Source organism: Pseudofrankia inefficax, from assembly GCF_000166135.1.
GTDB lineage: Bacteria > Actinomycetota > Actinomycetes > Frankiales > Frankiaceae > Pseudofrankia > Pseudofrankia inefficax.
In genome coordinates this window covers 7,958,883-7,978,999 of record NC_014666.1, presented here as the reverse complement: position 1 = coordinate 7,978,999, position 20,117 = coordinate 7,958,883, and the positions used below count along the sequence as shown (strand labels likewise).

The following is a 20,117-nucleotide window of genomic DNA, read 5'->3' as shown; positions in this document are numbered from 1 at the left end:
GTCCGGTCCGCTCGCCGATGAGAAGACGAGCGAAGCACGGCGCCGGCCTCGGCCGTCCAAACCGGCAGACCTGGTCTCGCTGGCCGTGCGGCTATCGCACGGCGTCGCGGACGCGGTCGATGATCGACACGATGGGTCCGACCGTCCACTGCGCCGCGGTGGAACCGGCCGTCGACGGGTGCGGATGTGTTGGGGCGATCTTCTCGGCTGTGCGCAGCCGCCGGCCCATCTTCTCGAGCTCCTCCTCGTTACGGACCCCGCGTACCCGCGGGAACTCCTCGCTTTCCTCGTGCTCGGCATGATGGGAGACGGCCTGCTCGAACTCGGCCAGCTCACGGTCGAACTCGGCGCTGTTGACGTCCATCTTCTCCAGCGCCCGCAGCACGTGGCCGGCTTCGTCCTCCTCGTGGTCGCGGGCGTCGGCGACCGACTTGTCGACCTGGGTGGTGACCGGCCGCACGATCATCTCCTCGGCGGTCTCATGCACCGCGAGCAGGGCCCGCAGCTCGTCGAATGCGTGCTGCTTGTGCTGACCCGACTCCGTCCGCACCTCCGCGAACAGGTCACGGATACGAGCATGCTGGTTGAGTAGCATCCCCACCACGTCATCCTCGGGCAGCACGGCGGCGCGGGCGCGCTCGACGTCGGCGTCACTCATCGTCGTGACTCCTCTCGCTGGATTTCCAGCCGATTAGTCCGTACTTGTCGCGTTCCCCTGTCCTACGTTCCCAACCGCCGGTAGCTGGGCATTCTGGTGAGATGCCGCTCGTGGTTGCCTACGAAGCCTCGCTCGCGCGGCTCCCGGGCCGGCCCGACACGTCCTGGGTCACCTGTCGACCGCGCCCGCGCCGGGCGTCCCTCTTGTCGGGCCTGCCCTGGCGCGGCCGGGCCCCGCTCGGCCGTGATCAATTCATCTCACATTCCCGCGGCGGCCCTGACGGTCAGAGCTGTCCGTTACGAGCACACCTACTTTAGGGTGGCCGTTCTCTCCGAACGTTTCCGGATCAGGAAGGTCGCAGGCTATCGACGGTTGATCGCATGTTTTTCATGGCGACTGGAGATCGAGTTTGAAGGTCGTGACCTGGGGGAGGGGCGCTACGTCTGGCGCCCGAACCGCAACCGATTCTGGAGGAATCATGTCGACAGATGCGATCGTGCTCCTCAAGGCGGACCACAAGGAGATCAAGGCCGCGTTCAAGCGGTTCCAGGAGGCGGGGGAGGGCGCCACGGCGACGAAGGGCAAGCTCGTCGACAAGATCATCGAACTGCTCACGGTGCACACCTACATCGAGAACGAGGTCATGTACCCGGAGGTACGCGGCCTGGTACCCGAGTTGACCGAGGACATCCTCGAGTCCTACGAGGAGCACCACGTCGCGGACCTGCTCGCGATGGAGCTCGCCGCCCTGGCCCCCGAGGCCGAGCGGTTCGACGCGAAGACGACGGTCCTCATCGAGAACGTCACCCACCACATCGAGGAAGAGGAAACGGAGTGGTTTCCCCAGGTCCGTGAGAAGCTCGGCCGCCGCCAGCTTTCCGAGATCGGCGAACGGCTGCTGGCGGCCAAGGAGAAGGCCCCGCACAGCCTCGCCGCGCCGAGCGCGCTCAAGAAGACTGTCGACGCCGTCCTTAGGTAGTCGCGGCACGTCGACCAAGCGACCCACCCGGGCCTGACGCCATCGGCGCGCCCCGGCGATACCCACAGTCGAGCCTGCCCCGTCGGCGTCGGCGTCGGCGTTGCCGGTGCGGTCGTGGTGGGGGCGATCAGTGACCCGTCAGCGCTGAACACGGCGGCTCGTCTCCGTCAAACCAGCAGCTGCCCAGGCTGTTCCGGTAGGTCGGAGAGGCCCGGGTGAGCGGGCTGGAGGGCCCCGAAGGAGATCGGCAGGTGGGCCGAGGTGTAGGGCGCGCCGCAGGGGGCAGGCAGCCCATACCGGTCCCCCGGCCCCCGACGACCAACCGTCAGGGGACGCGAAGGTCGTCACCCCTCGCGACTCGCAGCTTCCTGGAAGCACGGGGGCGGCACCGTCACATCGGAGGCATCACCATGATTGCCGCAGGCATCATCGCCCTGCTCCTCGGGTTCCTGCTCGGAATCCCGATTCTGTGGACGATCGGTATCATCCTGGTCATCGTCGGCCTCGTCCTGCTCGTGCTCGGCCAGACCGGGCGCGCCGTGGGCGGCCGTAAGCACTATTTCTGACAGAACCGATTCGCGCACGCCGGCACCCCCTGAAACCGTCGTGCGCAGCCACTTCCCAGCGCCAGCGCGAACCACTGCCGACGAGCCCCCTCGACCTGCGGGGTAGATTCTTTCTCGTCCATGTAGGTTCGCGTTGGCGTGTATGGAGCAGGGCCAGACCGCGCACGACACGTTCTGGGATCGCTTCCGTGCAGAGCGAAGCGACGCATCATGTGAGCCACCAAGCACCGCCGCGAGTCCTCAGGCGTCCTCGGACTTGCCAGCGCCTTGATCTTCCTTGGGCTGCGCGCTCTGCGCTGTCTGGCTGCCCGGGTCTTCCTGGTCCGGGTTGTCCGCGGGTTCGCCTTCTTCGCCCTCTTGCTGGGATGTTGCTTCGGGCGTGTCAGCCTGGGTGTCCTCCCGGGGCTCGGCGCCGGAAGGTTCCTCGTCGGGCTGGTGGATGACCTCGCCGTCGCGGATCTCGCCGCGCCAGGAACCGGTGGCCTCGCCCTGGATGGTGATGAAGCGGCGGAAGTTCTTCAGGTCGAGGCGGGCGCGGCGGCCTCCTGCCCGCCAGATGTTGCCGATCTTCTCCATGAATCCGCTCGGGTAGTACTCCATCGTCAGCACGACGCGGGTCAGGTCGTCGGCCAGCGGGTGGAAGGTGACCGTGCCCTTGGTGGTGCCCTTACCGCCCTCGGTAGTCCACTTGATCCGGCGGTCGGGGATCTGCTCGAGGGTCTTGCCCTGCCAGGTCCGGCGGGACTTGAAGACCTTCACCCGCCAGTTCTGCTCGGTCTCGCTCTTCGGGTCGACGCCCTCGACGCCCTTCATGAACTTCGGGAACTCCTGGAACTGGGTCCACTGGTCGTAGGCGGTGGAGACGGGCACCGCGACGTCCAGGCTCTCCGCGATGTGGGTGACCTTCGGGGGTCCGGCCTCACCCGAACCGCCCGCGCTGCCTACGCCGCCGCCGAGACCGATGGCGCCCTTCACCTTCTCCTTCAGCATGCTCAGCGCGGTCGACGTCGCTGCCTTGCCCGGCGACTCGCCGGCGGCGATCTTCTTGATCCCTTCGCCGGCCGGGCCCAGCCCGCCTGTCGCGGATCCGAGCTTTTCGCCTACCTGCCGGACGGCCTTCTGCCCTTCGGCGGCGAGGAAGCTCTTCACCTCCCGCATCAGCTGTTCGGTCGCCTGGTCATGCAGGAGCGCGCCCGCGAGGCCGCCTGCGTGCCGGTCGGTGTCCGCCGCTGTCATGATCGATCGACCTCCTACCGGGCCGGCGAGGCGGCTCGGGCTCGCTTCCTGCTCGCTACCGACGCCGGTTCGGGTCGCTCGGACGCCGGTCGCACGCCGGGGTGGCGGGACGGCGGCCGGCGGCTCCCGGCCAGCGCGGCCTGTCGGCGTGGCACCGGACGACCCTCGGCCGCCCGCGGGCTGTCCGGTTCTTCCGTGGACGCGGCAGCGCCGCTGTCGACGGCCTCGCTGTCGGGCGTCTCGCCGCTGGCCGCTTCGCGGCCCTCGGCAGCGGCCGTCTCCTGCTCTCGCTCCTCGTCGGAGTCCGCCGTCGCCTGCTCGGACTGCGCGCGGGGCGCGTCGCCGTCGGGCTCCTCGCCGTGGGGCGTGCTCCACCGGCTGAGGGTGTCGTTCAGCGTGCCGGTGAGCGTGCCGGCCATTCCGCCCAGCTCGGCGGGCGTCTCGTCGAGCGAGTGCCGCAACTCGGCGGTGCGGTGCGAGAGGTTCTCGGTCAGCGACCCGACGCGACGCTCGTATACCGACAGGGCAGCCTTCCTGCCACCGGCGAGTATCGGCCCGCGCAGCTGGGCCACGAGCTTCCGGCCCTCGTCGCTGTCGAGGAACTTCAGCGCCTGTGCGCGGGCGAGGTCCTTGACGTTGGCGTCGTGCCCGCCGGCCCACAGCGCGAACTTCAGGGCGGCCTTGCCCTTCTTGGTCCTGCCGAGGAGGTAGCCGACCCCACCGGCCAGCATCACCTTGACGTTCATCGTGCTCTCCTTCCGGCCCGGTGGCGGGCCTGTTGGCTCACCAGCCCCACCTGCTGGCCTGGGGCTCGTCGGCGGTCTCGACGGGACCCAGGAAGTGGAAGGCGGGCAGTGGGCCGACGTACCCGATCACGAGCTCGGGATGGTCACGGCGGGCGCGTTCGACGGCCTCGTCGAAACGCGCAAGGTCACGGTGGCCGGGCTCCGGGTCGCGCCGGACGAGGAACGCCCAGCGCAGGACGGGGTCCTCCGGTCCGCCCATCGGCCCTCGGCCGGTGTCCCCGACGGCGAACGGGCGCAGCTCCTCGAGGAGTGTCTCCGCCTTCTCGGCCCGGCGGGTGACGACGCGGTCCGCCACCTGCTCACCGATCGACATACGGACCTGGACGTCGGCCGCGTCCCTGGCGGCGGCCCGGGCCCCGGCGAGCGACGGATCCGTCGCCAGCACTGCCCGGATCGCCGTCAGCTCGTCCTCGTCCGCGTCGACGTGCACCTCGACGAAGCCGTCGAGCGCGTCGAGCCGTGTGCTCAGGTCCGGAGCCAGCTCGCCGAGGACCTCGTCACGGACGGCGTCCTCGTCCGGCGCGACCGATCCCAGCCGCAGCGGGATGACCGGGCCGTCGGCAAGTAGGTCGAGAAGGATGTCGAGGTGGCGTTCCGCGTCCCGGTCGGCGAGGCTCACCGGCTCGGGGACAGCGCTCACGACGGCAGCGACGTCGCCCCGGCGGATCAGCCGGACCGGCCCTGGCGCTTCGCCCACGCCCAGCGGCGGCGGGTCGGCGAGCGGATGCCCCGCACGGACCACCGCGTAGAGCAGCAGCGCGGCCATGTCAGGCCCCGTCCGAGCCTGACCGGGCTCCGGCCCGGTCCGCGGGAGCCCCACGGCCCGGCGGCAGGCCGCGGTCCGCGGCACCGCTAGTGAGCTCGGCCCTGCTGTCCCGCCTCACCGCGAACTCGTCGCGGTCCTCGTCGCCGTCTCCGCGCAGCGACGCGACGAAGTCCTGCGCGGTGTCCTTGACCCCTTCCAACGCGCCCTTCGCCTTGTACCGTGAACCGCTTTCGCTGACCGACCGGACAAGCCCGGGGACGCCGGTGACCTGCTCCTTCTCGCGCGACTGCAGGTCCAGTCGGTTCACCGCCTCGGCGAAGCGCAGGTAGGTGTCGACACTCGCGATGACGATGCGGGCGTCGATGGTGAGGATCTCGATGCCGACCAACGCGACCCGCACGTACGCGTCGATGACGATCCCCTTGTCGAGGACCACCTCGAGCACGTCCGCGAGGCTGCTCGGGCGCGGGGCCCGGCCGATCGACTGCGTCGCGACCGTCATGACCTGTCCTATCCGGGCGGCGCCGGGCCGCGGACACCGGCCGCGGGCCGCCCCTGCTCGTGGCGCCACCGGCCGGCTTCGAGCAGGCGGCCGATGGCCGGAGTTCCGCTGGGCCGGCGGCGCGTGCCGTGGCCACCGGCGTGGTTCGACCGGCGCTCGCCGCCACCGCCGGCGGCCGCGCCGCGGGAGGCGCCAGAGGCCGGCTCGACGTCGGCGGCGAGGTCGGCGGGCGGCCAGTCCCCGACCAGCTCCCGGGCTCGCGCGGTCGCCGCCCGGGTCTGCTCGGCGCTCACTCCGAGGGAGTCCCGCACCTGCGCGATCGCGTCCCGCACCTCGATCAGCGCCTGGCCGAGCTCCTCCACCTGCGCCGGCGGCAGCGTGCCGCTGTCGACCCGGCGCACCGCCTGGCGTTCGAGCAGGTCCCGCAGCAGCTCGAGGAGCACGACGACGACCTGTCCGAGCCCGCGCCCAACCTCCTGCGGGTCGGCGGTCAGGCGGACCGCGCGCCCTCGCTTCGTCACGGCTCGGCCCTCCCGCCGGCCGCCGGACCGGTCTGGCGGCGGTCCGCCCCGGCAGGACGGACGACCGCCCCCTCGACCACCTCACCCGCGTGGTCCGGCCGCGGCCGGCCTGGCGGCGCCGGTCCGGGTCGGAGCTCGGCCCCTGCGCCGGCCTCGATCGCGCTCTGCGCGCCGATCAGGAGCAGCCGCAGGTCGAGCCGGATCAGGTCGACGCCGGCCAGGCCGATGATCACGTCGCCAGTGACCACAGCGCCGCTGTCCACGAGCCTGTCCAGGAGATCGGACAGCCCGCGCCCGGAGCCAAGCGACGCACGGCGACCGGGGCGCCCAGCATTCGTCGCTCCCGCCGTCGACGCGACCTGGCGGGCCAGCTCAGTCATGAGAGGCCTCCCCGAGGGTCAGCCGGACGAACGAGTAGGGCGGCCAGGGGCCGGTGAAGCGGGCTTCGCACCCCGCGTCCACCAGCTCCTGCGTCGCGGTGTCGGCCGCGTCGAGGAAGACGTCCTCCGCGGCGCTGGCCACCAGGTAAGCCGCGTTGAGCCGGCCAGCACCCGGACGGCCAGACCGCATCGCCACATCCGACGCGAGAGCGGCGAGCTCACCGTGGACGCGCCGGGTCAGACCAGTCAGACGTTCCTCTCGCAGCGCGGCGACGCGCAGTTCGTCGCGCCGGGCGGACAGGTAGGCGGTTCCGGCAGCGCTCCCCTCCGTGGGTGGACTCGCTTCCGGCGTGTCGTCGGCCTGTTCGCGGGCGACGCCTTCGTCTGGAGGCGTGACTCGCAGGCCCCACTCGTGATGGTCGCGGACATGGTCCAGCTCGACGGCCAGCTCATCGGCCGACGCCCGCAGCAGCCGCTCGGCCCGCGACCGGTCCGGCAGGACAGTGCCGAACCGCAGCGGCAGCACGGGCCCTCGGTCGAGGAGCATGCGCATGACCCGGTCGTGGCGGCCGGCGAGGTCGGCGAGGCGACCAGACTCGGAGAGCTGCCCCGCCTCCGAGACCTCCTGCTCCAGGCCCGCGAGCAGGTCCAGGTCGATCGTCGAGGTGACCAGCGCGGCCGGGCCGACCCGCACCGTCTCCACCGGGGTCTGGTCGTCGAGCCCGATGATGTCGCCGGTGGTGGCCGCGGCGTCGGTGATCCCGTAGGCGTACAGCCCGGTACGGGCGGGCGTCGCGTCGACCTGCGGCTCGGCAGTCGGCGTAGCCATCGATTCCGCGACTGGCTCGGCCGGCGCGGGCCGTCCGCTTGTCGGACGGCTGGGGAGCGTCTCGGTGGGCGCCTGGTCCCGCGGCGGGCGGCGGGCGAGGTCTGGCGCGGTGTCAGTGGCGAGCGCCGCGGCGACGATCTCATCCGCCAGCGCCGCGACCAGCCGCACGCGGGCCTGCACCCGTGCGTCCGCCACGGCCTCGTCGAGAACGTCAGGAGCGAGCCTTGCCGCGAGCGCGCGAGCACCGCCGACCACCGGCCCCACCGGCCCCATCACGGTCTCCTCGATTCAGTCCGGTCTTCGGGCGCCCCGGTCTGGTCACCGCCCACGCTGGCCCGGCGGGCCGGCTCGGCCTCGCCCAAGACCTGGCCCTCCAACACGTCCCGCTCGTTCCGCGCTCCCGCCAGGGCGGCGGGCCGTTCGTGGTGGCCCAACGCGCGTTCCAGCTTGTCGAGGCGCTCGCGCAGTTGACGGTTCTCCTCGGCCAGGTCATCCGCTCCCTGCTCGGACCTGCGCGCGGGAGCCTTGGAAGAGAAGAAGGGATCATTCAGCCACCAGTCGAGGCCCATCTCCCGGGCGGTGTCAGCGGACGCGATGAACAACCGGAGCCTGAGAGTGAGCAGCTCAACGTCCAACACGCTGACGACCACATCGCCGACAATCACCACGCCCTTGTCGAGCACACGCTCCAGCACATCGGCGAGAGTGTCGCTGCGCGGTCCGGTCCACTGCCGGACGGGCCGGTGCGAGGTCAGCACAGGTTCGGTCATCACGCCGCCGGGAAACTACTCGGAAGGCCGCTCGCCGAGGAGCCGGGAACGGGGAACGCGAAGTCCAGGTGAAGTCCTCCTAAGTCGGGTCGACGGCGCCGCGGACAAAGCGGCGCAACCGCTCGTACCCACGCAGGTTGCCGTCCTCGTCGACGTCCACCCGGTAGGTCGCGAGCACACTCGTCGTGCTGGGAATCCGTTCGAGCTCGACGACGTCGGCGAGCAGGGACCAGCCGTCCTCGGCCGCCCGCATACCGCTCACGCGCTCCGGCTCCTGCCCGGTGAGCTCGGCGAACTGCGCGAGCGCGGAGTGGACGACACCGATCATCGTGCCGCCACCGCCGCGGGCCGCGTGGCCGGGTCGTCGGCCCAGATCGGACCGCTCGTCGCGTCGGGGAGCTGTCACGCGATCACTTCGCCTGCTGGGATCGGGGTCAGGGGCGGATACGGCGGCAGATAACGACCGCCCGATCTGCGTCCCCGTTCAGACGCTCCGGAAACCCTGAACCGGAATGGATCTCCGATCGTCGGAGATCCAGTCGGCGGCCCCTACGGACGCCAGAATAAGTTTTGGGCCGGCCCGCTGGCAGCGGCACCTCGCAAACCACAAAGGATTGGCAGAAATGGCACAGAATCGCGACGGAATCAGTGAAGCGGGATGCGGTATGGCAACCGGAACGAGTCGGGAATGCACGCTTGAACCGGATGATCTGGTCGAGCGGCTGCTGCTTCTGCTTGGAGTGGTGCCCCAGGTCCCCTCATCGTGCGCACACGGTGTCGCTGACGAGAGCGGGGCGGGGAATCGTCGCGATCGGTGACCGGCACGCACACCGCGGCGGAACAGCCGCCGCCGTCCGGCTGAGCATGACGTCCCTAGCGATCTCGGCTGCACATCGGGCCGATGCCTGGTCGCGGTGGGCGGACAGATACCGGCGGTCCTGATCTAATAGCGGTAGATGGGATCGAGAACCACTCGGCGAACGCGGGCTGCGGCCCGACGCCTACGGGCTCCGGACTTACGCAAGGCCGGTGGGCCGGTGGCACTCAGGCCGGGGTCAAGATCCGTTGGTCCGGCGGAGGGCGCGACGGGAGCTACCGCCTCGCCCTGCTACCAGACGACGGACCCACGGGCGGCTTCTTCTCCTGGGACGGCACACCCTCGTGCCCTGGTAACCCCAGGAGAACCCCCGGGAGCAGCGAGAATATCGTCACCGTGACGGGATGATGATCTTACCCGGGTGTCGAGGGGGCCCCTGTGGGATCGCCGATAGACGGCCAGCCACGGTCACGACTGGCCAGTAGATGGTCAATGGCCGCCGTAGTCGCAACTCAGTATGGTCACCACGCTGGTTTGGGCGAGCGACACGGGAAGACCGATCGGCGGGGGCGCGATCCTCCTTCCGCGTCAGTCCACGCTTCGAGGGCGGGTTAGGGGAGACGTCCGCGCCATGTCCGCGTCATGCGTCAGTTCGAGTGCGGCGCGTAGCCGTGCGTTCTCGGTCTCCAGCTCGAGGACCTTGGCGATCCCGGCGAGGTTCAGGCCAGCCGCGAGCAGGTACCCGATCCGTTGTAGCCGGGCGAGGTCGTCGCTGCTGTAGCGGCGGGTCCCGCCGTCGGTGCGGGCCGGCTCCAGCAGCCCGCGTCGTTCGTACAGTCGCAGGCTTTGGGGGTCCATGCCGACCAGATCGGCGGCCACCGAGATCCCGAACACCCCTTGGGCCGGGTCGACGTCGGACGGTCTCACGGGGCACCTCCGGGGATTCCACCCGGACGTCCGACCCGGGGCTTGCCTCAGTCTGCCACCGGTGCTATATAAAAATCTAGGTCAGCCACCACAGATAAGTGGATGACCTAACGCTCTGATCTGTAGATCGTGATCGTGGAGGTGGAGTTCCGATGTTGGTGCGCACCGACCCGTTCCGGGAGCTGGACCGGCTGAGCCAGCAGGTGTTCGGCACCCTGGGCACGGTGGCCCGGCCGAGCGGGATGCCGATCGACGCGTGGCGCGAGGGCGAGGAGTTCGTGGCGGAGTTCGATCTGCCCGGCGTGGACCCCGCCACCGTGGATCTGGACGTCGAACGCAACGTGCTGACCGTGCGGGCCGAACGCCCGGCGCTGAAGGGGAATGGCGAGGTCCTGGTCGCCGAGCGGCCCCGCGGTGTGTTCAGCCGCCAGTTGATCCTGGGTGACAACCTGGACACCGAGAAGATCACCGCGAGCTACCACGCCGGCGTGCTGACCCTGCGTATCCCGGTCGCTGAGAAGGCCAAGCCGAGGAAGATCGCGATCGAGACGTCCAGCGACGACCGCCAGGCCATCAACGCCTGACCCGGGGCGGGACCGATGACGACCCTCCAGGGGGCGGCGCCGGTCCGTCCGGTCGAGGCGCAGCTGGCCGACCTGATCTGCGCCGACCCCGACCTGCTCCAGGCCGAGTTCGACGCGATCATCTCGGCCAGCTGGGACAGCGACGTCCCGACAGGCAGGCCCAGGCAGCCAGCTGCTCCGCGGCCACCGTCGCCCGGACCACCACCGGGCGCGGGCTGTCCCCACCCTCAGCCATCCGGACCGCCGGTCGCCCGCCGCCCCCAACGCCGACCCGGGCAGCGGGCGCCGCCCATCAGACCGACCTCGACATCGACGCGGCGGCATAGCGAAAGGAGGCACAGCAGCCACCCACGACCCGGGAGGAATATCCCCTAACACGTCGATTCGCGCGCCGGTCTGGCCCCCGGGCCACCATTACCGGGGGCCAGACCGGCCTCCCCGACCAGGCCAGACGGGTCCTCGGCTCCGAAGTCCGCCAGTTCTTCGACGTCCACGTCGTCGCCGACGCCCGCCACCAGGCCGTCGCCGCCGAACAACGCGCCGGCGGCCTGGCCCGGGCCGAGCCAGCCGCTCGCTGGCGACATCCTGTTCGGCGCACGCTCCGTCATGGCCGTCGAGGACCGATGCTCGTCCGCCATCCACGACGCCTGGCGCACCGGCCGCTCCTTGCTACGCGTCGTCTGACCCAGCCGCGGCGCCATGACGCGCCAGCGGCGCCCTGGCCGGCTACCACGTCTGGTCGAGGTCGCCGTCTCCTCGTGGCCTCACGACCGGCATGCGGTCGGCATCGGTAATCGCCGCGTACACGTCCGGGTAGACCGGGAGATCCAGGTCGGTCAGGGCGAGAAGCCGCAGGACACCGGGCGGCGGCGCGGCCAGGCGTAGCCAACCGCCGCCCGCTCGCAGCCGGCGGCGCACCCGAATGAGGACGCCCAGACCGCCCAGGTCGGCGAATTGGATCGCCTCGAAGTCCACAACGAGCTGCCAGCAACCCGCCTCGACGAGCGATCTGAGTCCTTGTTCCAGCTGCGGCTGGGTTGCCAGATCCAGCTCGCCCCGCAGGTACACCACGCCGATCGATCCAATTCGGCCGGCGTGCACCGCCAACCACATGGCCCGCCTCCACCAAGCCTGTCAGCTGAAGCTGCCGATCATCAACAAGCAATCCAGACACCCGGCGCGGCCAGGCAAGGCGGCGCCGTCACCGAGGCATCACGACGATTCGTTCCGCAAGGCGACCAGCACGATCATGTTCTGCTCACCCGTCCTGCGCGGAACCCGACGGCCGCCCCCTACGCCGGGCGCGGTCTCGCTCGAGCTCGGCGCGGGTGGCCGCGACTTCCGTTCGATCAGGGCGATACGGCACGTGGCGGCGACGGTGTGTCCGTCGTCGACGATCTCGTGCGCTCGAGCGGCCAGAGCGAGGTCGGCGCGCGAGTCGCGACGATGCCCGCCCTGGGACCGGTGCGAGTTGAGGAGACCCTGGTGGCCGAGCGCGCGCAGGAACGCCGGCTCCACATCGAGGAGATCAGCGGCCGCACCCATGCCGAACGCCGGATAGCCGAGGTCGTCGACCTTGCCATGCCTGCTTCTCACCCCGCTCAACCCCCTTACTGGCTACCGGCCAGTACCTACCCTGCCCAGGCCATGGAATATGCATCGCTGGGTGCAGATTTCCGGCCGAGCCGCCACCTGATCGACAGGTCGGCGGTAGTCGGCCCGCCGGACGTTTGGCGCGCCGCCGGAGCCCAGCGCACACGGATCTTGGTATCGGGGCGTAAGACTGGGTGGGCCGGCTCCGTGACCGATCTTGTCCGAGCCGTCCTGTTCGACCTCAACGGCAGCGGAGGACCAAGCCCGACCACGTCCTGGCCGACAAGGGCTAAAGCTCGAAGGCGATCCGGACCGAGCCGCGCTGCCGCAACATCTGCCGACGGCGCTGCGGCAAGTCCGCGCGGTCACACCTACGGCACAGTGCTCGTCGATGTCGCCACGGGCCAGCCGATCGACCTGCTCGTCGACCGGGAGGCCGGGACGTTCGCCGCCTAGCTCGAAGCGCATCCCGGTACCGAAACCTTCTGCCGCGACAGGGGCGGCGCCTACGCCGAGGGCGCGCGCATCGGCGCCCCCGACGCCGTCCAAATCGCGGACAGGTGGAATCTGTGGCACAACCTGGCCGGCTACGTCGAGAAGACCGTCGCCCGCTACCGGACCCACCTGCGTGAACCCGGCGCCGAGATGGCGCCGCCACCGGAACGGCCGGCGCCGGCCGAGGGCGAGGCGAAGGCGGTGGTACGCGCCGAGCAGTTCGAGCGCCGTGACAGGGGTCCGCCACCAGCGGGAACGCCACGCCGTCGTGCAGGAGCTCAAGGCCCAGGGCCTCGGCATCAAGGCCATCAAACGCCAGACCGGGCTGGCGAAGGAGACCGTGCGCCGCTACGACCGGGCCGCCTCGGCCGAGGACGTCCTGGCCAAAGCCCGCGACGGGCGACGCGGCGTCCTGGACGCTTACAAGCCCTACCTGCATGAGCGATTCGATGCCGGGGTCACCAACGGCAGCCTGCTGTTCCGCGAGATCCGCGGGGCTGGCTACACCGGCAGCCAAGCGGTCGTCCTGGCCTACCTACGCCCGCTGCGCGCCGCCGGCCGCGCGCCGTCCCCGGCGCCGGCGGCGCCCCTGCGCCGCTCGAGGGACTGTGCCGTAAACGGCTCTGTTCCACTTTCGGTGGTGACGGAGGGTTAGCTGAGCAGGATGCGGTGGCGTAGGAGGGTGAAGCCGGCGCGGCCGTGCATCTGGCGCATGATCCGTTTGGTTTTGGTGTTGACGCCTTCGGTCCCGCCGTTGTGGTGGGGCAGGGTGAGGGCGGCGGTGACGGCGGCGCGGTCGAAGTCCAGGCCGCGGGTGAAGGCGTGCAGGTGAGGCAGGTCGGCTTCGCGTGCCGTGGTGATCATTCGGTGAGGGCTTTGGCATTTTTGCGGCGCGGGGGTGCAGGAGGTCCGCGAAGCCGCGGATCAGGCCGGTGAGGTCGATCATCTCCGGGCAGGCGGTCGATAGCTCGTCGAGCTGAGCTTGGCCCCTGAGCACGGACAGCGGCGGTCTCCGTGCTCGACGCACGTCCCTGACCTTGCCCAGGCCGCGACCGTTCCACCCCGTCTACTCGGGCGCCCGCGGTCGTTCAGTCGGCCAGGAGGTCGATGAGCTGACGGGCGTTGGTCTGGGCGTAGTCGGTGTAGCAGTTGTTCATGAGTACGTGGGTGGTGTCGGCCTTCTCGGCGAGCTGACGGAGCCGGGGTGCCCAGGCGTGTAGCTCGTCGTCGCTGTAGCGGTAGCCGAACCGTTCGTGGATGTCCTTGCTGGTCCATTTGTCGCTGTGGCCGTGGAACCGGACGACGGCGAGGTCGGCGGTCGCGGCCACGACCGGTGGGATGGAGGTGGGATATCCCTGGGGCATGTCGACGCAGACGTAGGGCAGGGCGTAGGACGCGAGGAAATCCAGTGTCTCGTGCTGGTTGCGTTCTTCCATCCAGGTGCGGTTGCGGAACTCGACGCAGACGGGTAGCGGCGCGCAGCGGTCCTGGCATTCCAGGAGGTACCTCTTGTTCGCGGCGCCGATCGGGAACCACTGCGGGAACTGGAACAGGATCGCGCCGAGCTTCCCCGCGTCGGCGAGTGGGCGCAGCGCCGCGAGGAACCGGGTCCACACCTCGTCAACGATGTCGTCGGCGAGGTCGCGGGCGTAGAGGTTCCTGCGGCCGGACGGGACCCGGTCGCGCAGGTCGGCATAGAGCGCGGCGGGCCGGGTCGGGTGCCCGGTGAGCAGCGAGAACGCCTTGATGTTGAAGGTGAAGTGCGCGGGGCTGCGGGCGACCCAGGCGCGTACGGCGGTCGCGCTCGGTGGTGCGTAGTAGGTCGCGTCGACCTCGACGAGGGGGAACTGGCGGGCGTAGTACTGCAGCCGCTGCTCGGCCGTCTTGGCTTCCGGGGGATACCAGCCGGAGTCGATCAGGGTCCGGTCCGTCCAGGACGCCGTCCCGACCAGGATTTTGCCCACGTTGCACCTCATCCGATCGCCGCCCCCGGAATTGGCTCTCCGCTGACGCGTTCCCCACGGGACCCGCGACAACCAACAACCCGAGCCGGGCAGGACGCTTGCGTTTCAGGCGGACCGGGGGAATGCGGCGACGGTCTGCGGGTAGGCGGGTCCTATGACTGAGTTCGGCTACTTTCTGTCGGACGAGGAACTGAGCCCACCGGAGATCGTCCGCTCCGCCCAAGCCGCGCAGGCAGCCGGATTCGACCGGATCTGGATCTCCGACCACTATCACCCCTGGCAGTCCAGCCAGGGCCAAAGCCCGTTCGTCTGGAGCGTGCTCGGCGCGATCGCCGCGACCACCGAGCTACGGATGACGACGGCGGTGACCTGCCCGACGTTCCGCATCCACCCGGCGATCCTGGCGCAGGTGACCGAGACCGTCGCCACGCTCGCCCCGGGCCGGTTCACCTTCGGCGTGGGCTCCGGTGAGGCGCTCAACGAGCACATCCTTGGCGACGCGTGGCCGCCGGTCAGTTCCCGCCACGCCCGGCTCGAAGAAGCGATCGAGGTCATCCGCCAGCTATGGACCGGGGACACCGTCACCCACGGGGGCCGCTATTTCACCGTCCACAACGCCAAGATCTTCAGCCGTCCCGACAGCCCACCGCCGATCTACGTCAGCGGCTTCGGCGAGCAGGCGACGCAGCTCGCCGGCCGGGTCGGCGACGGCTGGATGTCCGTGCGGCCCGACGCCGAGGGGCTCCGCACCTACCGGGACAACGGTGGGAAAGGCCGCACCCAGGCCGGCGTCAAGATCTGCTGGGCGCCGACCATGAAGGAAGCCGTCGAGACCGCGCACCAGCGGTGGGGCTTCGAGGGCGCCGGCGGCCAGGCCGCGCAGGACCTTCCGACCTGGCAGTCCTTCGAGGCACTCAACGACGCCTCCAGCCCGCAGGCGACCGCGAACGCCATCGCCTGCGGGCCGGACGCCGAGCACGCCGCCAACGCGATCCGGCCCTACCTCGACGCCGGATTCGACGAGGTCTACATCTCCCAGATGGGCCCCGACCAGGACGGCGGCATCCGTTTCCTCGCCGAGGAGGTCCTGCCCCTGCTGCGATAGACCCGTCGTGGTCATCCCGGTCTCGTCGGCGCCCCAGGGGTGCGCGGGCGTAGACGCCCGGAAGGCCAGGTTGGTACTGGTCGTGGTGCTGTGCCAGGAACTCCTCCGGATGGCATAGTGGTGGGCGATCTGAGCTGAATGACGGATTCGCGGGCCGCCGCCGACCGCGGAGTCGGCGGTGAACAAGACAGGAGAGGGCGGGCCATGCCAGCGACGCCGGGCGGTGCGCGCCGCGGTGAGGCGCCTGCCGGCGGCAATCGCGACTGCCGTCGCGATTGGTATCTACGCGCTGCTCCCGGCCCAGCTGATCCTCGGCCCGCGGCTGATCATCCCGATCCTGGAAGGCGGTCTGCTCGCGAGCCTCGTCGCGGTCAACCCACGCCGGATGGCCAGACAGACCCGCTGGTCACGGGCGATCTCCCTGGGCCTGGTCGGGCTGATCGCGCTGACGAACCTCGTCGCGCTCGGACTGCTCATCCGCGATCTCGTCGCGGAGCATGTCCAGCAGGGCCGCCCGCTCCTGCTCGGCGCCTTGCAGGTGTGGCTGACGAACATCATCGTGTTCGGGCTCGCGTTCTGGGAACTCGACCGCGGCGGACCGGTGGCCCGCACCCAGTCCGACCGGTCCGCGCTCCCACCGGCGGACTTCCGCTTCTCCCAGGACGAGAACCACGACACGATCGCCGAGGTCGCCCGCAGCTCCAGCCGCACCTCCGGCTGGGTGCCAAGCTTCATCGACTACCTGTACGTCTCGACCACCAACTCGACCGCGTTCAGCCCCACCGACACGATGCCGCTCACCAGCAGAGCGAAGCTGCTCATGGCGCTGGAGTCGATCGCCGCGCTGTTGACCTCGATCCTGGTCATCGCCCGCGGCGTCGGCATCCTGCAATAACGGGCCGGTCGAGACAGCGAGGCGGCGCACTCCCGGGGGTTGTTCCCGGGAGTGCGCCGCCTGTGGTTTATAGCCGCGAGCGGTTGCGGCCACTGATTCCGCGGCGGCCGACCAGCCACAGCACGGCGGCGATGGCTATCACCCACAGAACGGGGTGCACGGTCAGGCCCAGAGCGGCGGCGATCGCGACGATGATGATGGCGACGACAATGTCAATCAACATGAAGGTGCCATTCCCGGCCGAGGGCGAGTAAACCGGGCATCGACGACCAACCGCGGTCAGAATCGATCCGCGCACCCAGCGCGGGACGCTCACCGCAGCCAGGCCGACCAGGATTGACCATGCCCGGGCGGGGCTTGGGTGGTTACTGCCAGGGGGCGTCGTCGCCCATCTTCTTGTAGTACTTGGCCAGGTGGTTCCTCGCCCGGGTGATGTCGGCCTCGGGGAGGTTGACGCCGCCACGGGAGCCCTGCATGACCGCCGCGGCCGCCATCACGCCGCGTGGGACGACGGTGAGTTCGCCCTCGATGACGTCGGCGATGAGCAGTTTGTAGGCGGTGAACTCGTCCTTGTGCTGGCCGTCGTACCAGACGTGCGCTTGGCGGTATTTGCTGTTCGGGGTGTCCTGCGCGCTGGCCCAGCGGCGGACCCGCTTCTCTGCCGCCGCGCCGTTCCAGGCACGCTTGCGGTCCGCCAGCGGGAGGTCCTTGAAGGGGGTGACGGACATGAGGGTCCTCCTCGGGTGCGTTCGTGATGTCTCGCGGTGCCCTTCCCCGCTCGCCCCGGGCAACACCGTGGCGAGGAGCGTGTCCGGGTGGGATTCTGGGCGCGTGGGTGCTTCAGCCTGGTGGTAGGCGGCTGGCGCACAGGTCGCGCAGGGTTAGGGCGTTGCGGACGGCGTGGCCGTGGCCGTCGTTGTTGAAGTAGGCGTAGACGTCGAGACCGTGGGCGTGCCATTCCAGGAGCCGGTCGCTCCACCACCGCAGGTCGTCGTCGCTGTAAGAGCCGGCGTAGAGGGCGTCATGGTCGGGCCCGTGGAGTCGGACGTAGACGAAGGGGGCGGTGGCCCGCAGGACGCACGGCAGGTGGGCGCCGCTCAGGACGCAGTAGGCTGCCTGGTGGCGTTCGAGCAGTCGGTAGACGTCTTCGTGGTGCCAGCTGTGGTGGCGCAGTTCCACGGCTAGCCGCATCCACCGGGGGACGCCGGCGAGGAAGTACTCCAGGCGGGCGTCGTCGCGGGTTTGGCGGACGTCCAGCTGGGTCAGCACGACGGCGCGGTGTTCGCCCAGCTCGTGCCAGCCACGGCGGATCCGCGCGGTCCAGGCTTCGGGTCCGTGGAGGTGCTTGCCGTGGGTGAGCCCGCGAGGCGCCTTCACGGACATCGTGAATCCGGCGGGCAGGCGTCGTCGCCAGGAGGCGAACGTGGCGTCGGTCGGCCAGCGGTAGAAGCTGGCGTTCAGCTCGACCGTGTCGAACTGGGCGCAGTAGATGCCCAGCCGGTCCCGCGGCGGTGTCCCCGGCGGGTAGAGGACGCCGTCCCAGTGGTCGTAGCTCCAGCCCGAGGTCCCGATGTACAGGTTGGCCACCGTGTCGCCGCCGTCGGGTCAGGGCAGCGTTTCCTGCCGTGGCCAGTACCGCAGGGGCGCGATCGTGTCGAGGAAGGTGGCGACGGCTTCCCCACTGCGAAGCGGGAGGAAGCCGGCGTCGAGCTCGCCGCCGAGTCCGGCTGCTCTGAGGATGGGCTCGGCGTCCGGGGTGTAGCCGATGTACTTGCAGTGTGCGTAGGCGTCGGCGAGGAAGTCCCGGGCGGCGGGGCTGCCGACGAGTTGGTGGGCGCCGGCTGTCCCGGTGATCAGGGTGATCGCGTCGTAGAGCACGGAGGGTGCGCCATCCACGCGTTGGTCTGCGGTGATGGTGCTGCCGTCGCTGGCTGTCGCCCCGCCGATGGTCGCGGCGATGACCTCGACGGTGATCTGCTGTGCGCTGGCGGCGGCGCGTAGCTGGGCGACGAGGTCGGCGTCGGCGCCGTCGGCTAGCAGGATGCCGAGTTTGCGGCCGGTGAAGGTGTTCGGGCCGTTGTGCAGGATCGACAGGGCGGTCGAGGCGGGCAGGTCTGTGATCGGCTCCCGGGCGGGTGGGAGCCGGTGGGGAAGGTCGGTGAGGCCGACGCCGGCGGCGACCTGGGCGGCGAGGTCGTCGTGGACGTTGCGCAGGCCGGCGACCATGCGGGCGCGGATGTCGGGGCGTTCGCATTTGCTGAGCTCGAAGACGAACGCGCTGACGATGTGGGCCTGTTCGACAGGGGTCTGGCTTTCCCAGAACTGGCGGGCCTGGCTGTAGTGATCGGCGAAGCTCTCCGGGCGCAGCCGCCGCTTCGTCCCGCCGCCCTGCTCGGGATAGCTGCTGAAGCCGCGGGCGGGGTCTTCGCGTGGGCCGCCGATGTCGGCGGGCCAGGAGTTGGGTTCGTAGTTGGCACGGCCTCGCGGGTTGGTCATCGCCATGTGACCGTCCTGCTGGAAGTGCGCGACCGGGCACTTCGGGGCGTTGACCGGCAGCTGGGTGAAGTTGGGGCCCCCGAGCCGCTTGAGCTGGGTGTCGAGGTAGGAGAAGTTCCTGCCCTGCAGGAGGGGATCGTTGGTGAAGTCGATGCCGGGCACGATGTTCTGGGTGCAGAAGGCGACCTGTTCGGTCTCGGCGAAGAAGTTCTCGACGACCCGGTCAAGGACCAGCCGCCCGACCCGACGGATCGGGACCTCCTCCTCAGGGATCAGCTTCGTCGGGTCGAGGACGTCGAAGACGAACCGGTCGGCGAAGTCGTCGTCGAACAGCTGGAGGCCGAGCTCCCACTCGGGGTAGGCGCCGGTGGTGATGGCGTCCCACAGGTCGCGGCGGTGGAAGTCGGGATCGGCACCGTTGATCTTCACGGCTTCGTTCCACAGCACGGACTGCAGGCCCTGCTTGGGCTTCCAGTGAAACTTCACGTACGTGGAGCGGCCTTCGGCGTTGACGAGGCGGAAGGTGTGAACGCCGAAGCCCTCCATGAAACGGAACGAGCGAGGGATCGCCCGATCGGACATGATCCACATGAGCATGTGGGTGGACTCGGGGGTGAGGGAGGCGAAGTCCCAGAAGTTGTCGTGCGCGGTCTGGGCCTGCGGGAAACCGCGGTCGGGTTCTTGCTTGGCGGCGTGGATCACGTCGGGGAACTTGATGGCGTCCTGGATGAAGAACACCGGGATGTTGTTCCCGACGAGGTCCCAGTTCCCTTCCTGGGTGTAGAGCTTGACGGCGAAGCCGCGCACGTCGCGGGGCAGGTCGGCGGAGCCCTTGTTGCCCGCGACGGTGGAGAACCGTACGAAGGCGGGCGTGCGGGCGCCGGCCCGCTGGAAGAGGTCGGCGCGGGTGAGGTCGGTGAGCGGCTCGTAGTTCTCGAAGAAGCCGTGGACGCCGAAGCCGCGGGCGTGGACCACTCGTTCGGGGATGCGTTCGTGGTCGAAGTGGAAGATCTTCTCGCGGAAGTGGAAGTCCTCCAGCAGCGCTGGGCCGCGTTCGCCGAGGCGCAGGGTGTTCTGGTCGTCGGCGACGGGGATGCCCTGCTGGGTTGTCAACGTGGGCCGGTCCGTGCCCTCGGCGGTCTGGTGGGTTTCGCCGCCGGCACCGCGCGCGACCTGCTCTTCGCCGAGCTCGATCGGGTCAAGGGTGTGGTCGTCCGTCATGGGACTC

25 protein-coding genes and 1 pseudogene are annotated in these 20,117 nt (G+C 70.0%); 6 read left to right on the top strand and 20 right to left on the bottom strand.

The genetic code is table 11. From position 1 onward, the window contains the following. Positions 1-91: 91 nt before the first annotated feature. On the bottom strand, positions 92-658 hold the full coding sequence (locus FRAEUI1C_RS32355; RefSeq protein WP_013427602.1) for a hemerythrin domain-containing protein: 567 nt from the start codon (positions 656-658) through the stop codon (positions 92-94). A gap of 478 nt (positions 659-1,136) precedes the next feature. On the opposite strand from FRAEUI1C_RS32355, the gene FRAEUI1C_RS32350 reads away from it, so the two are divergent. Together FRAEUI1C_RS32350 and FRAEUI1C_RS40520 are read left to right on the top strand one after the other, a co-directional pair. Next, positions 1,137-1,637 carry a hemerythrin domain-containing protein gene (locus FRAEUI1C_RS32350; RefSeq protein WP_013427601.1) on the top strand — a complete coding sequence of 167 codons (501 nt, stop codon included), beginning with the start codon at positions 1,137-1,139 and terminating at the stop codon, positions 1,635-1,637. Positions 1,638-2,047: 410 nt separating this feature from the next. Then, entirely contained in the window at positions 2,048-2,203 is a 156-nt protein-coding gene (locus FRAEUI1C_RS40520) for a DUF6131 family protein (RefSeq protein WP_013427600.1), read from the top strand. A gap of 240 nt (positions 2,204-2,443) precedes the next feature. On the opposite strand, the gene FRAEUI1C_RS32345 is transcribed toward FRAEUI1C_RS40520, so the two are convergent. The 10 genes from FRAEUI1C_RS32345 to FRAEUI1C_RS32300 all read right to left on the bottom strand — a co-directional run bounded on the left by FRAEUI1C_RS32345 (position 2,444) and on the right by FRAEUI1C_RS32300 (position 9,757). Then, the gene (locus tag FRAEUI1C_RS32345; RefSeq protein ID WP_013427599.1) at positions 2,444-3,439 is read right to left on the bottom strand and encodes an SRPBCC family protein; all 996 of its coding nucleotides are present in this window, start codon (positions 3,437-3,439) and stop codon (positions 2,444-2,446) included. Positions 3,440-3,453: 14 nt separating this feature from the next. After that, positions 3,454-4,185, bottom strand: a complete 732-nt coding sequence (locus FRAEUI1C_RS32340; RefSeq protein WP_013427598.1) for a hypothetical protein — start codon at positions 4,183-4,185, stop codon at positions 3,454-3,456. Between the two features lie 37 nt (positions 4,186-4,222). Then, positions 4,223-5,011 (bottom strand): GvpL/GvpF family gas vesicle protein, encoded by a 789-nt coding sequence (locus FRAEUI1C_RS32335; protein ID WP_013427597.1) that lies wholly within the window; start codon positions 5,009-5,011, stop codon positions 4,223-4,225. A gap of 1 nt (position 5,012) precedes the next feature. After that, a complete protein-coding gene (locus FRAEUI1C_RS32330) occupies positions 5,013-5,513 on the bottom strand; it encodes a gas vesicle structural protein GvpA (protein WP_013427596.1) in 501 nt (166 codons plus the stop codon). A gap of 8 nt (positions 5,514-5,521) precedes the next feature. Beyond that, on the bottom strand, positions 5,522-6,034 hold the full coding sequence (gene gvpK, locus FRAEUI1C_RS32325; protein ID WP_013427595.1) for a gas vesicle protein GvpK: 513 nt from the start codon (positions 6,032-6,034) through the stop codon (positions 5,522-5,524). Then, positions 6,031-6,414, bottom strand: coding sequence for a gas vesicle protein (locus FRAEUI1C_RS38760; protein WP_013427594.1), 384 nt, complete (start codon positions 6,412-6,414; stop codon positions 6,031-6,033). The genes gvpK and FRAEUI1C_RS38760 overlap by 4 nt, the downstream gene beginning before the upstream one ends. Continuing rightward, on the bottom strand, positions 6,407-7,516 hold the full coding sequence (locus tag FRAEUI1C_RS32315; RefSeq protein ID WP_013427593.1) for a GvpL/GvpF family gas vesicle protein: 1,110 nt from the start codon (positions 7,514-7,516) through the stop codon (positions 6,407-6,409). Before FRAEUI1C_RS32315 ends, FRAEUI1C_RS38760 begins: the two co-directional genes overlap by 8 nt. Beyond that, entirely contained in the window at positions 7,516-8,013 is a 498-nt protein-coding gene (locus tag FRAEUI1C_RS32310; RefSeq protein WP_013427592.1) for a gas vesicle protein, read from the bottom strand. The genes FRAEUI1C_RS32315 and FRAEUI1C_RS32310 overlap by 1 nt, the downstream gene beginning before the upstream one ends. 79 nt (positions 8,014-8,092) lie before the next feature. After that, complete coding sequence (locus tag FRAEUI1C_RS32305) at positions 8,093-8,419, bottom strand: gas vesicle protein GvpO (protein WP_013427591.1); 327 nt, start codon at positions 8,417-8,419, stop codon at positions 8,093-8,095. 999 nt (positions 8,420-9,418) lie between these two features. Continuing rightward, complete coding sequence (locus FRAEUI1C_RS32300; protein ID WP_013427590.1) at positions 9,419-9,757, bottom strand: MerR family transcriptional regulator; 339 nt, start codon at positions 9,755-9,757, stop codon at positions 9,419-9,421. 152 nt (positions 9,758-9,909) lie between these two features. On the opposite strand from FRAEUI1C_RS32300, the gene FRAEUI1C_RS32295 reads away from it, so the two are divergent. Then, entirely contained in the window at positions 9,910-10,341 is a 432-nt protein-coding gene (locus FRAEUI1C_RS32295) for an Hsp20/alpha crystallin family protein (protein ID WP_013422110.1), read from the top strand. A 371-nt stretch (positions 10,342-10,712) separates the two neighbouring features. Here the strand turns inward: FRAEUI1C_RS32295 and FRAEUI1C_RS42070 are convergent, their stop codons facing one another. From FRAEUI1C_RS42070 to FRAEUI1C_RS42065, 3 genes are all read right to left on the bottom strand, one after another. Further along, positions 10,713-10,997, bottom strand: a complete 285-nt coding sequence (locus tag FRAEUI1C_RS42070; protein ID WP_013427589.1) for a hypothetical protein — start codon at positions 10,995-10,997, stop codon at positions 10,713-10,715. A gap of 70 nt (positions 10,998-11,067) precedes the next feature. Next, complete coding sequence (locus tag FRAEUI1C_RS32285; RefSeq protein WP_013427588.1) at positions 11,068-11,454, bottom strand: STAS domain-containing protein; 387 nt, start codon at positions 11,452-11,454, stop codon at positions 11,068-11,070. 99 nt (positions 11,455-11,553) lie between these two features. Next, positions 11,554-11,886, bottom strand: a complete 333-nt coding sequence (locus FRAEUI1C_RS42065) for a MerR family transcriptional regulator (RefSeq protein ID WP_368411248.1) — start codon at positions 11,884-11,886, stop codon at positions 11,554-11,556. A 772-nt stretch (positions 11,887-12,658) separates the two neighbouring features. Between FRAEUI1C_RS42065 and FRAEUI1C_RS36885 the strand changes: the two genes are divergently transcribed. Beyond that, entirely contained in the window at positions 12,659-13,084 is a 426-nt protein-coding gene (locus FRAEUI1C_RS36885; RefSeq protein ID WP_049807047.1) for a hypothetical protein, read from the top strand. Here the strand turns inward: FRAEUI1C_RS36885 and FRAEUI1C_RS42250 are convergent. Further along, positions 13,081-13,405: pseudogene (locus tag FRAEUI1C_RS42250) on the bottom strand (transposase); the annotation flags it as partial. The gene FRAEUI1C_RS36885 and the pseudogene FRAEUI1C_RS42250 sit on opposite strands and share 4 nt — an antisense overlap. Positions 13,406-13,517: 112 nt before the next feature. Beyond that, positions 13,518-14,393 (bottom strand): DUF72 domain-containing protein, encoded by an 876-nt coding sequence (locus tag FRAEUI1C_RS32265; protein ID WP_041259790.1) that lies wholly within the window; start codon positions 14,391-14,393, stop codon positions 13,518-13,520. Between the two features lie 154 nt (positions 14,394-14,547). On the opposite strand from FRAEUI1C_RS32265, the gene FRAEUI1C_RS32260 reads away from it, so the two are divergent. Together FRAEUI1C_RS32260 and FRAEUI1C_RS32255 are read left to right on the top strand one after the other, a co-directional pair. Then, on the top strand, positions 14,548-15,498 hold the full coding sequence (locus FRAEUI1C_RS32260; RefSeq protein ID WP_013427585.1) for a TIGR03557 family F420-dependent LLM class oxidoreductase: 951 nt from the start codon (positions 14,548-14,550) through the stop codon (positions 15,496-15,498). 178 nt (positions 15,499-15,676) lie between these two features. Then, positions 15,677-16,393, top strand: a complete 717-nt coding sequence (locus tag FRAEUI1C_RS32255; RefSeq protein WP_013427584.1) for a hypothetical protein — start codon at positions 15,677-15,679, stop codon at positions 16,391-16,393. A gap of 67 nt (positions 16,394-16,460) precedes the next feature. Here FRAEUI1C_RS32255 and FRAEUI1C_RS39900 read toward each other — a convergent pair whose 3' ends face one another. From FRAEUI1C_RS39900 to FRAEUI1C_RS32240, 4 genes are all read right to left on the bottom strand, one after another. Beyond that, entirely contained in the window at positions 16,461-16,709 is a 249-nt protein-coding gene (locus FRAEUI1C_RS39900; protein ID WP_157735121.1) for a hypothetical protein, read from the bottom strand. 49 nt (positions 16,710-16,758) lie between these two features. Further along, entirely contained in the window at positions 16,759-17,121 is a 363-nt protein-coding gene (locus tag FRAEUI1C_RS32250) for a hypothetical protein (protein ID WP_013427582.1), read from the bottom strand. A gap of 112 nt (positions 17,122-17,233) precedes the next feature. Then, positions 17,234-17,980 (bottom strand): DUF72 domain-containing protein, encoded by a 747-nt coding sequence (locus FRAEUI1C_RS32245; protein ID WP_013427581.1) that lies wholly within the window; start codon positions 17,978-17,980, stop codon positions 17,234-17,236. An 18-nt stretch (positions 17,981-17,998) separates the two neighbouring features. Next, the gene (locus FRAEUI1C_RS32240) at positions 17,999-20,110 is read right to left on the bottom strand and encodes a catalase (protein ID WP_013427580.1); all 2,112 of its coding nucleotides are present in this window, start codon (positions 20,108-20,110) and stop codon (positions 17,999-18,001) included. Between the last annotated feature and the right edge of the window lie 7 nt (positions 20,111-20,117).

What these genes read in the sequence shown, in the direction of transcription:
- FRAEUI1C_RS32295 (WP_013422110.1), top strand. Translation starts at nt 9,910, where the DNA reads ATGTTGGTGCGCACCGACCCGTTCCGGGAGCTGGACCGGCTGAGCCAG.
- FRAEUI1C_RS32350 (WP_013427601.1), top strand. Translation starts at nt 1,137, where the DNA reads ATGTCGACAGATGCGATCGTGCTCCTCAAGGCGGACCACAAGGAGATC.
- FRAEUI1C_RS32240 (WP_013427580.1), bottom strand. Translation starts at nt 20,110, where the DNA reads ATGACGGACGACCACACCCTTGACCCGATCGAGCTCGGCGAAGAGCAG.
- FRAEUI1C_RS42065 (WP_368411248.1), bottom strand. Translation starts at nt 11,886, where the DNA reads ATGGGTGCGGCCGCTGATCTCCTCGATGTGGAGCCGGCGTTCCTGCGC.
- FRAEUI1C_RS32285 (WP_013427588.1), bottom strand. Translation starts at nt 11,454, where the DNA reads ATGTGGTTGGCGGTGCACGCCGGCCGAATTGGATCGATCGGCGTGGTG.
- FRAEUI1C_RS32250 (WP_013427582.1), bottom strand. Translation starts at nt 17,121, where the DNA reads ATGTCCGTCACCCCCTTCAAGGACCTCCCGCTGGCGGACCGCAAGCGT.
- FRAEUI1C_RS32315 (WP_013427593.1), bottom strand. Translation starts at nt 7,516, where the DNA reads ATGGGGCCGGTGGGGCCGGTGGTCGGCGGTGCTCGCGCGCTCGCGGCA.
- FRAEUI1C_RS40520 (WP_013427600.1), top strand. Translation starts at nt 2,048, where the DNA reads ATGATTGCCGCAGGCATCATCGCCCTGCTCCTCGGGTTCCTGCTCGGA.
- FRAEUI1C_RS32335 (WP_013427597.1), bottom strand. Translation starts at nt 5,011, where the DNA reads ATGGCCGCGCTGCTGCTCTACGCGGTGGTCCGTGCGGGGCATCCGCTC.
- FRAEUI1C_RS32330 (WP_013427596.1), bottom strand. Translation starts at nt 5,513, where the DNA reads ATGACGGTCGCGACGCAGTCGATCGGCCGGGCCCCGCGCCCGAGCAGC.
- FRAEUI1C_RS32345 (WP_013427599.1), bottom strand. Translation starts at nt 3,439, where the DNA reads ATGACAGCGGCGGACACCGACCGGCACGCAGGCGGCCTCGCGGGCGCG.
- FRAEUI1C_RS32310 (WP_013427592.1), bottom strand. Translation starts at nt 8,013, where the DNA reads ATGACCGAACCTGTGCTGACCTCGCACCGGCCCGTCCGGCAGTGGACC.
- FRAEUI1C_RS38760 (WP_013427594.1), bottom strand. Translation starts at nt 6,414, where the DNA reads ATGACTGAGCTGGCCCGCCAGGTCGCGTCGACGGCGGGAGCGACGAAT.
- FRAEUI1C_RS32355 (WP_013427602.1), bottom strand. Translation starts at nt 658, where the DNA reads ATGAGTGACGCCGACGTCGAGCGCGCCCGCGCCGCCGTGCTGCCCGAG.
- FRAEUI1C_RS32260 (WP_013427585.1), top strand. Translation starts at nt 14,548, where the DNA reads ATGACTGAGTTCGGCTACTTTCTGTCGGACGAGGAACTGAGCCCACCG.
- FRAEUI1C_RS32340 (WP_013427598.1), bottom strand. Translation starts at nt 4,185, where the DNA reads ATGAACGTCAAGGTGATGCTGGCCGGTGGGGTCGGCTACCTCCTCGGC.